The organism is Syntrophales bacterium (assembly GCA_035363115.1).
In the GTDB taxonomy this organism is placed as follows: Bacteria; Desulfobacterota; Syntrophia; order Syntrophales; family PHBD01; genus PHBD01.
The window spans coordinates 69,164-83,625 of record DAOSEM010000006.1; the positions used below are offsets into that span (position 1 = coordinate 69,164).

The 14,462-nt window shown below is 62.7% G+C and carries 17 protein-coding genes; 9 read left to right on the forward strand and 8 right to left on the reverse strand.

Going from position 1 to position 14,462, the window contains the following annotated elements; all coding sequences use genetic code 11:
* Position 1: 1 nt before the first annotated feature.
* From phnH to phnC, 6 genes are all read right to left on the reverse strand, one after another.
* The gene (gene phnH / locus PLO63_12355; protein ID HOI74926.1) at positions 2 to 598 is read right to left on the reverse strand and encodes a phosphonate C-P lyase system protein PhnH; all 597 of its coding nucleotides are present in this window, start codon (positions 596 to 598) and stop codon (positions 2 to 4) included.
* A gap of 1 nt (position 599) precedes the next feature.
* Positions 600 to 992, reverse strand: a complete 393-nt coding sequence (gene phnG, locus PLO63_12360; protein ID HOI74927.1) for a phosphonate C-P lyase system protein PhnG — start codon at positions 990 to 992, stop codon at positions 600 to 602.
* A gap of 44 nt (positions 993 to 1,036) precedes the next feature.
* Positions 1,037 to 1,501 (reverse strand): GNAT family N-acetyltransferase, encoded by a 465-nt coding sequence (locus PLO63_12365; protein ID HOI74928.1) that lies wholly within the window; start codon positions 1,499 to 1,501, stop codon positions 1,037 to 1,039.
* Between the two features lie 2 nt (positions 1,502 to 1,503).
* Positions 1,504 to 2,361, reverse strand: coding sequence for a phosphonate ABC transporter, permease protein PhnE (gene phnE / locus PLO63_12370; GenBank protein HOI74929.1), 858 nt, complete (start codon positions 2,359 to 2,361; stop codon positions 1,504 to 1,506).
* A gap of 67 nt (positions 2,362 to 2,428) precedes the next feature.
* Entirely contained in the window at positions 2,429 to 3,298 is an 870-nt protein-coding gene (gene phnD / locus PLO63_12375) for a phosphonate ABC transporter substrate-binding protein (GenBank protein HOI74930.1), read from the reverse strand.
* A 33-nt stretch (positions 3,299 to 3,331) separates the two neighbouring features.
* On the reverse strand, positions 3,332 to 4,150 hold the full coding sequence (gene phnC, locus PLO63_12380) for a phosphonate ABC transporter ATP-binding protein (protein ID HOI74931.1): 819 nt from the start codon (positions 4,148 to 4,150) through the stop codon (positions 3,332 to 3,334).
* Positions 4,151 to 4,503: 353 nt separating this feature from the next.
* Here phnC and PLO63_12385 point away from each other — a divergent pair, with 353 nt between their 5' ends.
* The 9 genes from PLO63_12385 to PLO63_12425 all read left to right on the forward strand — a co-directional run bounded on the left by PLO63_12385 (position 4,504) and on the right by PLO63_12425 (position 12,990).
* Positions 4,504 to 5,208, forward strand: coding sequence for a winged helix-turn-helix domain-containing protein (locus tag PLO63_12385; GenBank protein HOI74932.1), 705 nt, complete (start codon positions 4,504 to 4,506; stop codon positions 5,206 to 5,208).
* Positions 5,209 to 5,299: 91 nt separating this feature from the next.
* Positions 5,300 to 6,148: a phosphate ABC transporter substrate-binding protein gene (locus PLO63_12390; GenBank protein HOI74933.1), complete on the forward strand. Its 849-nt coding sequence runs from the start codon at positions 5,300 to 5,302 to the stop codon at positions 6,146 to 6,148.
* Between the two features lie 15 nt (positions 6,149 to 6,163).
* Entirely contained in the window at positions 6,164 to 7,051 is an 888-nt protein-coding gene (gene pstC, locus PLO63_12395) for a phosphate ABC transporter permease subunit PstC (protein ID HOI74934.1), read from the forward strand.
* Positions 7,048 to 7,917, forward strand: coding sequence for a phosphate ABC transporter permease PstA (pstA, locus tag PLO63_12400; protein ID HOI74935.1), 870 nt, complete (start codon positions 7,048 to 7,050; stop codon positions 7,915 to 7,917). The genes pstC and pstA overlap by 4 nt, the downstream gene beginning before the upstream one ends.
* On the forward strand, positions 7,911 to 8,681 hold the full coding sequence (pstB, locus tag PLO63_12405) for a phosphate ABC transporter ATP-binding protein PstB (GenBank protein ID HOI74936.1): 771 nt from the start codon (positions 7,911 to 7,913) through the stop codon (positions 8,679 to 8,681). The genes pstA and pstB overlap by 7 nt, the downstream gene beginning before the upstream one ends.
* Before the next feature lie 16 nt (positions 8,682 to 8,697).
* Complete coding sequence (phoU, locus tag PLO63_12410) at positions 8,698 to 9,393, forward strand: phosphate signaling complex protein PhoU (protein HOI74937.1); 696 nt, start codon at positions 8,698 to 8,700, stop codon at positions 9,391 to 9,393.
* Entirely contained in the window at positions 9,393 to 11,144 is a 1,752-nt protein-coding gene (locus tag PLO63_12415; GenBank protein HOI74938.1) for an ATP-binding protein, read from the forward strand. Before phoU ends, PLO63_12415 begins: the two co-directional genes overlap by 1 nt.
* Positions 11,145 to 11,313: 169 nt before the next feature.
* Positions 11,314 to 12,315, forward strand: a complete 1,002-nt coding sequence (locus tag PLO63_12420; GenBank protein HOI74939.1) for a hypothetical protein — start codon at positions 11,314 to 11,316, stop codon at positions 12,313 to 12,315.
* Between the two features lie 381 nt (positions 12,316 to 12,696).
* Positions 12,697 to 12,990 carry a GYD domain-containing protein gene (locus tag PLO63_12425; GenBank protein ID HOI74940.1) on the forward strand — a complete coding sequence of 98 codons (294 nt, stop codon included), beginning with the start codon at positions 12,697 to 12,699 and terminating at the stop codon, positions 12,988 to 12,990.
* Between the two features lie 31 nt (positions 12,991 to 13,021).
* On the opposite strand, the gene PLO63_12430 is transcribed toward PLO63_12425, so the two are convergent.
* Together PLO63_12430 and PLO63_12435 are read right to left on the reverse strand one after the other, a co-directional pair.
* Positions 13,022 to 13,720 (reverse strand): haloacid dehalogenase type II, encoded by a 699-nt coding sequence (locus PLO63_12430; GenBank protein HOI74941.1) that lies wholly within the window; start codon positions 13,718 to 13,720, stop codon positions 13,022 to 13,024.
* Positions 13,721 to 13,752: 32 nt separating this feature from the next.
* Positions 13,753 to 14,373, reverse strand: coding sequence for a CGNR zinc finger domain-containing protein (locus PLO63_12435; GenBank protein ID HOI74942.1), 621 nt, complete (start codon positions 14,371 to 14,373; stop codon positions 13,753 to 13,755).
* Between the last annotated feature and the right edge of the window lie 89 nt (positions 14,374 to 14,462).

A 14,462-nucleotide genomic window follows, 5' to 3' on the forward strand; every position in this document is an offset into this window, starting at 1 on the left:
ATCAACTCTCCATCATCAGGATGTCCGTGGACCGCGGAATGCCCAGGATACGGCCCGCATCGTCGACAAAAACGGCGTCCACACCGAGGGGAAAATCGGCGTTCGCTTCCCTCAGCCAGTCGAGCTCGCGGGCGGCCAGTCCCCGGATGGCTCCCAGCATCAGTTCATCCCGAATGCCCGGTCCTTTCAGGATCGCCCGGGATCTTGCCCTGTCGGTGGAGACCAGCGAACGAACACGGAAGACAATGGTGGCGGACGCATCGGGGTATTGCAGCGTCCCCCGCTTCGCCCGGAGGACCTCTCCCCGGCTTTCGCCGTCGGCAACGATGACGAAGTCCGCCTGGCCGACGTCCGCCACGCGGCACTGCGTCCGTTCCGTGATCCGCGCCGGCAGTCTCTCAGCCTCCCCGCCCCCGATGACGGCAATGCTGACCTCGTGATCGAGCAGGCTCTCCAGAAGCAGAAGCAGCACTCCCCAGGGCTTGCGAAGGGCCGGCGGCGACACCGGCAGCGTGCAGATCCGTCCCGGCCGGCTCATGGCCTGAAGAATCTGCCGGAAGACCCGCTGCGCCGTTATTTCGTCGCTTGAGATCCGCATCTCAGGTCCTTTTCATCGTCTCGAAATCCACCCGCGTCCGGGCGATCAGGGAACTCTCCCTCTTCCGCCGGGTCTCCTGTTTCCTGGCCTCCATGTTCAGGAAGCGGTTCAGCCGCTCCCGGAGGGCATTGTTCGAAGATGCCAGGACGGCATCCACCGAAGCCCGGGCCATCGCCCGCTCGGCGTCGTCGCCGATCACCATTCCATAACCGCGGCAGCCTGCGTATTCCACTTCGACCTCCGTGACAAAGACCTCGCCCAGGTAAAACTCATCCTCGGAGGAATCCAGGGCCGCCATCATCACCAGGCCCGTCCGGGGACCGCGCACAATGGAGATTTCCTCGGCCGGAACCAGGCCGAGGAGCTTCCGGACGGCCCGCACGGACATCTGCATGATGCACTCCGGAAGAGGTTTTCCCGGGGCAGCCGGTGTCTGTTTCATGTCACGTCCACTTCAAAGCTCAAGCCGTGTTCGCGGAATCCCAGCGAGCGGTAGAACCGGTGGGCATCCACGCGGCGGCGATTGCTCGAGAGCACCATCTTGTAGCAATGCTTCTCCCGGCAGCGGTTCATGGCGAAGCGCATCATCTCCCTCCCGATCCCCCTTCCTCTCCAGCCTTCGAGAACCACGACGTCCTCCACGACACCTGACGGCGCCCCGAGGTGGCCCAGGTTGTCCATGACGAGCAGAGCAAAGGCGCCGAGGACCTCTCCCTCCAGGACGGCCAGGTAAAGCCGGTAGTCCGGATAGCTGCGCATCCGTTCGAAGAGCCGGCGCGCAGCGTCGGCATCGAGCACGCGCCCGTTGTCCAGGCCGAGCCCGGCGAAAAGCGGCAGGACGCGGGGCAGGTCGGCTTCCCCGGCCTCCCGGATCATGAGATTCCGGATGATTCCCTCGTCCACGGTCAGGTGTACCTCCTTCGGATCACGGCGCTCAGACGATCCACGAGCGCCACGGTGATGACGATGACGATCAGGATCGTGGTCACGTCCTGGTTTTCGTAGCTCCTCAGCTTGTCGTAAAGGTAGACGCCGATCCCCCCGGCGCCGGTGAAGCCAAGGATGGTCGCCGAGCGCACGTCCGACTCGAACCGGTAGAGGGTCATGGAGACGAAGTAGGGCGTTATCTGCGGGATCACGGCATAGCGGATCACCTTGAGAGGGCCGGCCCCCGTGGCCATGAGCGCCGTGACCGGCTCCGGCTGCACGTTTTCGATGCCCTCGGAAAACAGCTTGATGAGCACCCCCGAGGTGTGGATCCCCAGCGCCAGGATGCCCGGCATGGGTCCGAGCCCGACGGCGGATACGAAGATCAGCGCCCAGACCAGCTCGTTGATGGAGCGCGACAGGTTCGCGAAAAAGCGGATCGCTGTGTACAGGATCTTCCGGAGCAGGATCGACGCGATGCGCCTGCCGGGGATCAGGATCTCCAGTGTGTTGCGAGAGGCTCCGAAGGCCAGCGGAAAGGCGATCAGCACGGAGAGGATAAGGGCCAGGACGGCCATCTGCACCGTCTCCAGCATGGAAAGAAAATACCGGTTCAGACCCGCGCTCTTCAGGCTCGGCGGGAAGAATCCGCTCTCGGCGATCTCCGGGTTTCCCCGGATGTAGACGATCATGTTGTTCCAGCCGTCGAGCAGGGCGGTGACGCTCATCTGGGTGGAGCTCCAGCTCCAGGTGACCACGGCCAGGCCCAGGAAAATCATGGCCAGGTTGAACGCGCTGAACGGGTTCGTCTTTCTCTTGATGTCGGTCAGGGGCATAATTCATCCGGGGGGTAGGGGGCGGGACACAGCCCGCCCCCTGCAGCAGGTACGAGAGGGGTCCCGGTTATTTTTTCATTCTTTTCTGAACATCCATCAGGGCCCGGATCGGATCGTACGTCCTGTCCGTGACGGGGGCGTAGCCCTTGACCTTCAGCATCTCGAGGCCAGCCTTGTCGCTGTAGCCCAGGAAAGCCTTCGCCAGGGCCTTCTTCAGGGATTCCGGCAGGTCCTTCCGGTAGGCCATGGGCGAGCCGGGGATCAGCGGCGATTTCCAGATGATCTCGAAGTCCTTCTCCGCGTTCCACTGCTTGCCGTTGCCGCGGGCCATGTCGAGATCGTTGGTCGAGGCGGCGTCGATCTTCCCCGCCTTCACGGAAATCATGGAGGCCTCGTGGCTGCCGGAGTAGATGACCTTGGAGAAATACGCCGCCGGGTCGATCTTCAGATCGTTGACGAAGTGGACCATGGGAACAAGGGTTCCGCTCGTGGAATTGGGATCCACGAAGGCCCATACCTTCCCCTTCAGGTCGGCCATGGTCTTCAGGCCCGACCCTTTCTTCGTGATGATCAGGCCGTGGTACCCCTTCGCCCCGTCTTTGCTTACCTCGATGACGAACGCCTCGGCACCGGCGCGCCTGGACGCCTCGACGTAGGACTTGGGTCCGAAATAGGCGAAGTCCACGTGCTTGAACTGCATGCCCGTGATCACGCCGGCGTAATCGGTGGCCACCTTGACCTCGATGGGCAGGCCGAGCTTCCTCTCCAGGTGCTTCACGAGGCTGTCGAAGCGCTCCGTGATGTTGGCCGTCGAATCCGTGGGGATGATGCCGAAGACGAGCTTCTTCGGCCAGTCGGCGGGCGCGGCGAAGGCAGGTGCACTGAAAAGGCAGACGGTAAGAATTACGGCGGTCAGGAACGGGATCAGTCTCTTCATGGGTTTCTCCTTCTTTCTTTTTTTGGTTCCGATTCAGGCGTTCAGTGCCGCCTCCGGGACGAACGGCCGGAAGGGCAGTCCCCTCCCGCTTCGCTCTTCGAATGCGTCACGCTCCGAGCCGCTATAGATTTCCTGAAGAGCGTCCTCCGTCAGGCGGGCCGGGGGACCGTCGAAAACGATCCTTCCGTCCCTGAGGCCGAGGATCCGCGTACAGCACGCTCGGGCATAATCGAGCTGGTGGAGGTTGGAAACGACGGTGATGCCGTATTTCTCGTTGATGGCGCGGAGCGTGTCCATGACCCTGCCGGCGCTCAGGGGATCGAGGGAGGAGATGGGCTCGTCGGCCAGGATGATCTCCGGCTCCTGGGCCAGCGCCCGGGCGATGGCCACCCGCTGCATCTGCCCGCCCGAAAGCCGGTCACAGCGCTGGAGCGCCGCGTCCTCAATGCCGACGATGCGCATGCACTCCCAGATCCTTTCGTATTGTCCCGAGGTGTAGTATTTGATCATTGCGGGCAGGAGATACATCCGCCCGAGCATGCCACCGGCGATGTTGTCCACCACCGTCAGGCGCTTGACCAGGTTGAACCCCTGGAAAATGATCCCGATCCGGGCGCGGAGGCGCTTCAGGGAGGCGCCGGCGACCCGGTGGACCGGCTCGCCCAGGACGTGAAGCTCTCCGCCGAAGATGGAGACGCCCGCGTTGATGGACATGAGCAGGGTTGATTTGCCCGCCCCGGACGGCCCGATGATGCTGATGAACTCCCCCTTGCGGATCTGCAGGTCGACGTCGGGGAGGACCACGCGTTTTCCGTAACCCAGGGCCAGGGCGCGCGCTTCGATCTGAACCATGGAGCACCTCTCTCGGGGAAATTTGCGGTACGGGCCGGTCCTGTCCGATCCGCTGCGGCTCCCCTTGTAGGAGATCCATGTTACGGGGTGATGATGCGGCCGTTACAATTTCGTGAAAGAAGATCCGGATGTGTCATTTCCATGAAAGCGGGATGTCATTTCCATGAAATATGACCGTCCATAAAGAGGTCGACAGGAACAAAATTCTCTCCAGGACCCCGGTAGGGCTGTGTTCGGTGACGGTCGATCCGTCCCGCCCGAACCGGAAGGACCCGATTGAGAGAATCGTTCCTCTTCTGTATAATGCAGCCCGACCCAAGGTCGAATCATTCGATAAAGGGAGAGCGCACTTCATGGCGGCACGGATCCTCATCGCCGATGATGAAAAAGACATCGTGGAACTGATCGCCTTCAACCTGGAGAAGGAGGGGTTTCCGGTCCTGAAAGCCTACGACGGCGAGACCGCCCTGGAGCTCGCCCGGAGCGGAAGGCCGGACCTGCTTCTCCTGGACCTGATGCTGCCGGGCATTCCGGGGCTCGATCTCTGCCGGATCCTTCGAAAAGACCCCCGCACGGCATCCCTTCCCATCATCATGGTCACCGCCAAGGGCGAGGAAATGGACCGGGTGCTGGGCCTGGAGATGGGGGCCGACGACTACGTGACGAAACCCTTCAGCGTCCGGGAGCTCGCCGCCCGGGTCCGGGCCGTCCTCCGCCGGCGGACGGATCAGGAAAAAACGCCGGAAGAGATCATCGAAGGCGGCCCGCTCCGAGTCAACCTGTCCACCTGCGAGGTTTTTGTCGGCGGCCGCCGGGTGGAGCTGAGCGCCAAGGAACTCCGGCTTCTCGCCTTCCTCGCCCGCCGGCCCGGCCGGGTCTACACCCGGGAACAGATCCTGGACCAGGTCTGGGGAGACGAGGTCTACGTCGAGCCCCGCACCGTGGACGTCCACATCAAGCGCCTGCGCGCCCGCATCGAGGAAAATCCGGAAAAGCCGCGGCTGATCCAGACGGTCCGGGGGATCGGATACCGCCTGGCCGACGGTGTCCCGGAATAGGATCCAGACGTCACCTATCTTTCATCGCGCTGTCATCCTCCTGTAACAATGTTCCCATAGATTGCCCCCATCAACCATGAAGGAGGACATCATGAACATCCGGAAAGCGGCAGCCCTGGCGATCGTGTGCTGCCTGGTCGCGGCAGCACCCGTACTCGCCGCGGAGAACATCGTCATCAAGGGATCCACCACGGTCCTGCCCATCGCTCAGAGGGCTCTGGAAACCTACATGAAGGCCCATCCCGGGGTACAGATCTCCCTGTCGGGCGGCGGCTCCGGGGAAGGCATCAAGGCCATCGTCGACAAGACGGCGGACATCGGGAACTCCTCCCGGGAGATCAAGAAGGAGGAGATCGCCCTGGCCGCAAAGAAGGGCGTCCAGCCCGTCGCCCACGTGGTCGCCTTCGACGCCCTCGTGCCTGTCGTTCACCCGTCAAACCCGGTCCAGGGCCTGACCGTCGAGCAGCTAAGCCTGATCTACCAGGGAAAGATCACCAACTGGAAGGAAGTGGGCGGCAAGGACATGCGGATCGTCGCCATCTCCCGCGACTCCTCGTCGGGAACCTTCGAGTCCTGGGATCATTTCGTCATGAAGAAGGCCAAGGTCTCCCCCCGGGCCCAGATGCTGGCCTCCAACGGCGCCGTCTACACCGCCGTCTCGAAGAACCGTTACAGCATCGGCTACCTCGGGATGGGCTACGTGAAGAAGGGGGTGAAGGCCCTCGCGGTGGCGGGCGTCCAGGCAACCCCGGAGACGGCCCTCTCAAGGCAGTACCCCATGTCCAGGGAGCTCTACATGTACACCAACGGCGAGCCTGCGGGTGAGACGGCAAAGTTCATTGCCTTCATCAAGAGCCCGACGGGCCAGAAGATCGTGGCTGGCGAGGGTTTCGTGCCGATCCAGGGAGCCGCCCCGGCCGGGAAGGGCAAAAAGAAATAGAGCAGGAAAGAAACGATGAACCGGAAACAGAAGGAGGCCGCCATCCGGGCGGTCTTCTTTTCCTTCGCCCTCATATCGATCCTGATCCTGGGACTGATCGTCGTGTCCCTCTTCCGGGAGGGACTGCCCATCTTCAAGCAGGTGTCCGTGAAGGACTTCCTCTTCGGAATGGAGTGGTATCCGACGTACGATCCGCCCTCCTTCGGGATCTGGCCGCTGATCGTCGGTTCCGTCATCGTGACGGTCCTGGCGACGATCATCGCCATTCCCGTGGGGATCCTGACGGCCGTATACATCGCCGAGGTGGCGCCCGGCCTCGTCAAGGACGTCTTCAAGTCCATCATCGAGCTTCTGGCGGGGCTTCCCTCGGTGGTCCTGGGCTTCTTCGGCATGGTCGTGGTGGCGCCCTGGCTCCAGGACACCTTCGACCTGCCCACGGGGCTCAACATCATCAATGCTTCCATGATCCTCGCCCTGATGGCGGTCCCCACCATCGCGAGCATCTCCGAGGACGCCCTGTACGCCGTCCCCCGTGAATACAAGGAGGCTTCCTACGCCCTCGGGGCGACGACCCATGAGACCATCCTCCGGGTGGTCATCCCGTCGGCCCTCTCGGGGATCTCAACGGCGGTCATCCTCGGGATGTCCCGGGCCATCGGGGAGACCATGGTAGTGCTGATGGTCGCCGGTGGCGCCGCCGCCATCCCGGAGAGCCTCTTCGATTCGGTCCGGCCGATGCCCGCCAGCATCGCCGCGGAGATGGGCGAGGCGCCGTTCCGGAGCGCCCACTACCAGGCCCTGTTCGCCACGGGCATCGTGCTCTTCTTCATCACCCTGGCCTTCAACCTGGTGGCGGATTACATATCCAACAAATTCAAGGAGGTCGGATCGGGAACGCTATGACCACGTCCTCCCTCCGGTATCGATACGTCAAGCAGCATGTCTTTTTCGGGCTCGTCCGCCTGTCGGCCTTCGTCCTCGCCCTCGCCCTGTGCGGCATCCTGGCCTACATCGTCGTTCACGGGATCGGGGCGCTGAGCTGGGAGTTCATCACCCAGCCCCCCCGGGACGCCATGACGAAGGGCGGGATCATGCCGGCCATCGTCGGGACCTTCTACCTCACCGTCGGCGCCATCCTGGTGGGGCTTCCGCTGGGGATCGTCTCGGCGGTGTACCTGACCGAATACGCCAAGCAGGGGCCGGTCATCCGGATCATCCGCATCGGCATCAACTGCCTCGCGGGAGTGCCGTCGGTCGTCTTCGGCCTCTTCGGCCTCGGCCTCTTCGTGGTCTCCCTCAAGTTCGGGTCCTCCATCCTGGCAGGCTCGCTGACCCTGGGATTCCTGATCCTGCCGACGATCATCGGCGCCTCGGAGGAGGCCCTGAAGTCGGTCCCCCAGACGTTCCGGGAGGCGTCGCTGGCACTGGGCGTGTCGAAGTGGCAGACCATCTGGCGCATCGTCCTGCCGTCGGCCCTGCCGGGTATCCTGACGGGGTCCATCCTCGGCCTCGGCCGGGCGGCCGGCGAGACGGCGCCCATCATGTTCACGGCGGCGGCCTTCTTTACCGCCAAGCTGCCCTCCTCGATCTTCGACGAGGTCATGGCGCTTCCCTACCACATCTACGTGCTGGCGACGGCGGGGACCCACATCGAGGAGACGCGGCCCCTCCAGTACGGGACCGTGCTCGTCCTCATCCTCCTTGTCCTCGGGATCGACCTCGTGGCCATCCTGATCCGGGCGGCCATCCGAAGGAGAAAAAAATGGTAAATCAGGCAGACCGGATCATCATCCGGGCGGAGGACATCAACTTCTACTACGGGTCCTTCAAGGCCCTGACGGACGTCAGCATGGCCTTCGAAACGAACCGGGTCACGGCCCTTATCGGCCCCTCCGGATGCGGGAAGTCCACGCTGCTCCGGCTCCTCAACCGGATGAACGACCTCATCGACGGGTCCCGGGTGGAGGGCCGGATCCTCTTCGAGGGCCGGAACATCTACGACCCGGACGTGGATCCCGTGGAGGTCCGCCGCCGGATCGGCATGGTCTTCCAGAAGCCCAACCCCTTCCCGAAGTCGATCTTCAACAACATCACCTATGGTCCCCGCCTGGCGGGGGTCAGCGGCAAGGGGGATCTGGAGGCCCTGGTGGAGCATAGCCTCCGGCAGGCGGTGCTCTGGGACGAAGTGAAGGACATCCTCGGCCAGTCGGCCATGATGCTCTCCGGCGGCCAGCAGCAACGCCTCTGCATCGCCCGGGCCCTGGCAATGAAGCCGGACATCCTCCTCATGGACGAGCCGACCTCGGCCCTCGACCCCATCTCGACGGCGAGAATCGAGGAGTTGATCGAAGAGCTGAAAAAGACGTATACCATCATCATCGTCACGCACAACATGCAGCAGGCGGCCCGCGTCTCGGACTTCACGGGGTTCTTCTACCTGGGAAAGCTGATCGAGTTCAACGCGACGGAAACGATCTTCACGAAACCCGACGTGAAGCAGACGGAAGACTACATCACCGGCCGGTTCGGCTGAGAGGAGGAGCGTGGCCATGGAGGAGAAGAGGCACACCAGCACCCATTACGAGCGGGAGCTCCGGGAGGTCAAGGAAGGCCTGCTTTACATCGGGGCCCTCACGGAGAAGGCCATCGAGCAGGCCATGGGGGCGCTCCTGGAGAGGGATTCCCTGCTGGCCCGCCGGGTCATCGCCGAGGATGACCGGATCGACGCCCTGGACATGGAGCTGGAGGAGAAATGCATCCGCCTCCTCGCCCTCCGCCAGCCCGCCGCCAAGGACCTGCGCTTCATCACGACGTCCATCAAGATCAACGGCCACCTGGAGCGGATCGGCGACATGGCCGTCAACATCGCCCAGAAGGCCATCATTCTCAACGACGAGCCCCAGCTCAAGCCCTACATCGACCTGCCCCGGATGGCCGAGATCACCCGGAGGATGATCCAGAAAAGCCTGGACGCACTCGTCCGGGAAGACTGCCCCCTGGCGGAAGAGGTCCGCCAGGAGGAAAGCGCGGTGGACTGCCTGAACGACCAGATCTTCCGCGAGCTCCTGACCTTCATGATGGAGGACCCCCGGACGATCCACCGGGCGCTCCTGATCATGCAGATCTCCAAGAACTTGGAGCGGATCGCCGACCACGCCAAGGGCGTCGCCGACATGGTCATCTACATGGTGACAGGCCAGAGCGTCCGCCACCAGATCCCCCAATGCCCGGACCGAAACGGATAATGAAAAACAGGCTGTTCTTCCGCACGCTTGCATCGTACGTCGTCATCGTCCTGTTGACGTTCGGGATGATTTACGCCCTGCTGAGCCGGCAGATCCGGGAGACCTCCCTGGAGCGGAACGAGGTGACACTGACGGCCTACGCGCACATCATCGACCTGGGCACACTGTCCCAGGTCGTCCTCCAGGTGGACGACCTGGCCCGCATCACCGGTGCGCGGGTCACCGTCGTGGACGCCTCGGGAAAGGTCCTGGCGGACTCGGCGAGGCACGATGGAATCATGCAGACCCACCTGGACCGTCCGGAGATCCAGGAAGCGCGCCTGCGCGGCAAGGGGCGGGCCGTCCGCTACAGCCAGACCTTGGGCGTGGACATGCTCTACGTGGCTTTCCCGATCAGGGCCGGCGCAGGGGAGACCGGTTTCATCCGCCTCGCCCTGCCCCTCACGGAGGTCCGCACATCCCTCAAAAACCTCCAGGAATCCCTGCTCGCCACGGGCCTGCTGGCCCTGGCGGCGTCCCTCTTCCTGGCGGCTTTCTTCTCCTGGCGTTTTGCGGCCCCGATCCGGGAGATGGAGCTCTTCACCGAACGGCTGCGGCATGGCGAGCTCTCCGGCAACCTGATTGTCCGGGGATCCGACGAGATGAAGCTCCTGGGGGAAAACATCAACCACCTGGTGGAGGAGCTGCGGGGGCAGGTCGCGGAGCTGCGCGATGAGCGGGCGAAGCTCATTGCCACCTTCGCCGGAATGAGCGAAGGGGTCATGCTCCTGGATGCAGGCGGACGGATTGAGGGCTATAACCGGGCGTTCCGTTCCATGATCGCGGAACGCTACGGGGACGTGACCGGCAAGACCCTGATGGAGGCCTTCCGGAACATCGATCTGCAAAACCTGTTCGAGGAGTTCCGGAAGACAAACGAGCCGCAGACAGGGGAGCTGATCCTGGGGACGCAGCATTCCCTCGTCCTGGATGTCAGCATCGACCCGGTGCAGGGAGATCCCGGGGAGGAAAAGACGGTCTTCGTCTTCCACGACGTGACGCGGATGAAGCGGCTGGAGCAGATGCGGATCGACTTCGTCGCCAACATGGCCCACGAGATCCGCACGCCCCTGACGGCCATCCTGGGATTCGTGGAGACGCTCCGGAGCGGCGACGTGGAAGACCCGGAGCAGGCCGCAAGATTCCTGGCAATCATCGAGGAGCAGGCCCGGCGGCTGAATCGTCTCCTGGACGACCTGATGACGCTGTCCAACATCGAACTCGGGGAGACACGGTTTTCCTTCGAGGAGGTTCCCCTCGGCGAGGCCCTGGACCAGATCCTGCCGATGCTGGAAGAGCGGATCCGGCAGAAGCGGCTCACCCTGAATCGGGAAATCCCGCCGGAGATGTCTCCCCTGCGGGCCGACCGGGACCGGCTGGTTCAAGCCCTCCTCAACGTCCTGGACAACGCCGTGAAGTTCACGCCGGAGGAGGGAAAGATCCGTATTTCCGCGGAGACCGACGCCACCGGATGGACGATCGTCCGGATCAGCGACACCGGGATCGGCATCCCCGAGGGTGAAATCAGCCGGATCGGCGAGCGGTTCTACCGGGTGGACCGGACCCGCTCCCGGGAGATGGGCGGCACAGGCCTGGGTCTTTCCATCGTCAAGCACATTGTGGCCGCCCACGGCGGCTCCATGCTCATCGACAGCCGCCTGGGGCACGGCACGACGGTCTCCCTTCGCTTCCCCCCTTCCCTCCCCCTCTAAAAAAGCAGGTGAGATCATGATTGGCCAAAATCATCCGCAAACAGATTCCGCCGGCTGTCGATACAGGGCATTTCGCGTTCCGACCGTCCCGTTATAAATTACAGGATCCGGTTTTTCCGGACACGTCTGAAATCCAATTTGCTTTTTCACCGGAAGGGGGACATCGACCATGGAGATGGACCGGAGCCGCGCCAACCGGACCCGCTACCGGCCGGGCCAACGGAAAGGACACTACGAGAGCTTCTTCCAGCGGGCGAACCACCCGACGCGCCCCCTGGCCTTCTGGATCCGCTACACCATCTTCAGCCCCCAGGACCGCCCCGGGGACGCCATCGGCGAGCTCTGGGCCGTCTGGTTCGACGGTGAGACGGGCAGCCACACGGCAGTCAAGAAGGAGGTTCCCTTCCGTGAGTGCGCCTTCAGCGAAGAGGTCTTGTCGGCCAGGGTGGCGGACGCCGTTCTGGACGAAGCCGGCTTGAAGGGCGATGCGGCCTCCGGCGGTCACCGGATTTCCTGGGATCTCCGGTTTTCAGGGCGGATGGATCCTCTCTTCCTGCTGCCGCTGAACTCCTACGAGGCCGGCTTCCCAAAGGCGAAAAGCCTGGTGGGGATGCCCATGGCCGTCTACAGCGGGGTGCTCGCCGTGGACGGGCGAGAGGTCGCCGTTACCGACTGGGTCGGCAGCCAGAATCACAACTGGGGCAGCAAACACACGGACCAATACGCCTGGGGCCAGGTGGCGGGCTTCGATACCCACCCGGACAGCTTCCTGGAGATCGCCACCGCGCGTGTCCGGATCGGCCCGTTCTGGACGCCGTACCTGACGCCGCTGGTCCTCCGCCACAGGGGGGAGGAAATCGCCCTCAACGGATTTTTGCAGATGTTCCGTGCCCGCGGCAGGTTTGATTACTTCACCTGGACCTTCCGTTCGGAGACGGACGCCGTCCGCCTGGAAGGCACCCTCTCCGCGCCCCGGGAGGCCTTCATCGGCCTGAACTATTACAACCCGCCCGGCGGCGGCAAGCACTGCCTGAACACCAAGATCGCCGCCTGCGAGATCCGTGTCACGCGCAAGGGGGCCGCAGCCACGGAAACCCTGGCCACCTTGAACCGGGCGGCCTTCGAGATCCTCACCGACGACACGGGACACGGTATCGAGATCAGCGCATAGCCGGGCGACCGGGAATATGCAGGGCTTCCATTTTAAACAGATGCACGCCGCGCCGGACGACGGACAACATATCCATTGACACACCGTTTGCGTCCCCGATATAATCGAAAACATTCAAATTCCGGCTCCATAACCCTGCAGGTTCGACCGTGAGAAGGAAACATGGCGCAGCAGCGTCATATGAAATGTCCAAGGAGGATACCGACATGGCAAAGTCACAGGATGCACAGAAAGCGGAGAAGAAAAAACCACTGAAAACGGCAAAAGAAAAGAAACAGGCAAAGCGGGAAAAGAAAAAGGGATGAAAAAGACGAGACGGTGACGAAGACGACCTCTTTTGTGGGAGACCTTTCCACGCCGACAGAAAGGAGGGATTGCAACATGCCGATATTTATGTTGTTTGGGAAATATTCGACGGATGCAATCAAGAAGGCTTCACCGGAACGTACAAAAAAGGCCATCCGAATCATCAATAAGAACGGCGGAAAAGTCATCTCCATGTATGCCGTATTGGGAGAACACGACCTTGTTCTAACGCTGGATTTCCCCGATATAGAAAAAGCGCTGTCCGCCTCCATCGCGCTGAAGGAGCTGACGGGGATCTCTTTTGTCACATCACCGGTGGTCGATGTGGAGCAGTTTGACAGGTTGGTATCTGAAATCAAAGATATGTAAACCTGTTACGCCCCAACCTGGAACCATTCGGTTATTTTTCTTCGCAACCAAGAAGCGGCAGCAGGTAGGCCAGGGAGCTGATCTCCACATCCGGCTGTGCAGGGAGACGCTCCCGGCGCTGGCTGAACCGGTTGACCCAGGCCGTCCGCAGACCTGCGTTCGCCGCCCCCACAGCGTCCCATGAATTTGCGGAAAGGAAGACGATCTGCCTGGCCGGGAGGCCCAGCCGTTCTACAGCCAGCCCGTAGACTCGCGGATCCGGCTTGTAGATTCCGACCTCCTCGACGGAGAGAATGGGATCGACCAGATCGTCGAGCCCGCTGCTCTTCACGGCCGCAGACAGCATGTCCGGCGTTCCGTTGGACAGGATGACGAGCTTCCAGCCGCCGGCCTTCAGCGCCTCCAGGGTCGGCTTGACGTCGGGGTAGCAGTCCAGCTCCAGGTAGGTGCCGACGATCGCATTTCTCAGGTCCCGATCGGCAATGCCACCAGCGTCCAGGGCATAATCCAGTGCATCCCCGGTGACCTGCCAGAAGTCCGCGTGCCTGCCCATCAGGCTTCGCAGCCACGTATATTCCAGCTGCTTGGTTCTCCAGAGGGCGGACACCTGATCGGCGGCGCCCCCAAGGCGCCCGCGGTGCCTGCCGACGGCAGAATTGAAATCGAACAGGGTTCCGTAGGCATCGAACACACACGCTTTCACACCGGTAAATAACGACTGCTGGCACATGGTAGAGACCTCCTCTCTTCGGTTGATCCGGATCAGGAATCCTGTCCACACGGCTCATCTTCGGCTTCCCGTCGGCTCCCATCCCGCCGGCGCCTCCTGTGTTCCGCCACCTTCATCCGGTTGCCGCAGAGCGACATGGCACACCACCGGCGACGATTCCCCGGGGATGTATCCAGGTAGAGCATCCGGCAGCTCTCGCCCGAGCAGAGCTTGAGACGCTCCCTTGTTCCCTCTCCCAGCAGGGCGATCGCATCCCGGGCGATGATTCCCAGGCATGCCTTCTCCAGGTCGGGGGCCTCCCAGGAGACCTCGTCCGCCCCCCTGCCAAGCTGGGGTATCAGGATCGGAAACCGGGCCGCCCGATTCATCCGGTCGATGTCCTCATCGGCCGGCGCCCGGCCCAGGATGACGGCGCTGATCGTGTCGTAAATGGCCTCCCGAAGAATGCGGGCTTCCCGGTGATCATCCGCAGAGCAGCGTATGGGTGTTGCGACGAGACCGGCGAGTTCAAGCCATTTTGACAGTGAGTCGGGAGACGGCAGGAGGTCACGCGGATGCGAGCCGCGATGCCGGACCGTCGCCACGAAATGGAGCGACACACTGCCGGCATCGAACCGGAAGCGACTGTACCGTTTATCCGTTTTCTTGAGCATGACTCCCCGCCTTTTGTAACCGTATATATGGTTACATACTTCCTGTCAAATTCTCATTTTTACGATCTGCACGGCGGCATGGCCTGCGC

Bases quoted from the DNA above. Each gene is read 5' to 3' on its own strand.
- PLO63_12415 (HOI74938.1), top strand. From the start codon at position 9,393: ATGAAAAACAGGCTGTTCTTCCGCACGCTTGCATCGTACGTCGTCATC.
- phnG (HOI74927.1), bottom strand. From the start codon at position 992: ATGCAGATGTCCGTGCGGGCCGTCCGGAAGCTCCTCGGCCTGGTTCCG.
- phnH (HOI74926.1), bottom strand. From the start codon at position 598: ATGCGGATCTCAAGCGACGAAATAACGGCGCAGCGGGTCTTCCGGCAG.
- phnD (HOI74930.1), bottom strand. From the start codon at position 3,298: ATGAAGAGACTGATCCCGTTCCTGACCGCCGTAATTCTTACCGTCTGC.
- PLO63_12390 (HOI74933.1), top strand. From the start codon at position 5,300: ATGAACATCCGGAAAGCGGCAGCCCTGGCGATCGTGTGCTGCCTGGTC.
- pstA (HOI74935.1), top strand. From the start codon at position 7,048: ATGACCACGTCCTCCCTCCGGTATCGATACGTCAAGCAGCATGTCTTT.
- pstB (HOI74936.1), top strand. From the start codon at position 7,911: ATGGTAAATCAGGCAGACCGGATCATCATCCGGGCGGAGGACATCAAC.
- PLO63_12435 (HOI74942.1), bottom strand. From the start codon at position 14,373: ATGCTCAAGAAAACGGATAAACGGTACAGTCGCTTCCGGTTCGATGCC.
- pstC (HOI74934.1), top strand. From the start codon at position 6,164: ATGAACCGGAAACAGAAGGAGGCCGCCATCCGGGCGGTCTTCTTTTCC.
- phnE (HOI74929.1), bottom strand. From the start codon at position 2,361: ATGCCCCTGACCGACATCAAGAGAAAGACGAACCCGTTCAGCGCGTTC.
- phoU (HOI74937.1), top strand. From the start codon at position 8,698: ATGGAGGAGAAGAGGCACACCAGCACCCATTACGAGCGGGAGCTCCGG.
- phnC (HOI74931.1), bottom strand. From the start codon at position 4,150: ATGGTTCAGATCGAAGCGCGCGCCCTGGCCCTGGGTTACGGAAAACGC.
- PLO63_12425 (HOI74940.1), top strand. From the start codon at position 12,697: ATGCCGATATTTATGTTGTTTGGGAAATATTCGACGGATGCAATCAAG.
- PLO63_12430 (HOI74941.1), bottom strand. From the start codon at position 13,720: ATGTGCCAGCAGTCGTTATTTACCGGTGTGAAAGCGTGTGTGTTCGAT.
- PLO63_12385 (HOI74932.1), top strand. From the start codon at position 4,504: ATGGCGGCACGGATCCTCATCGCCGATGATGAAAAAGACATCGTGGAA.
- PLO63_12420 (HOI74939.1), top strand. From the start codon at position 11,314: ATGGAGATGGACCGGAGCCGCGCCAACCGGACCCGCTACCGGCCGGGC.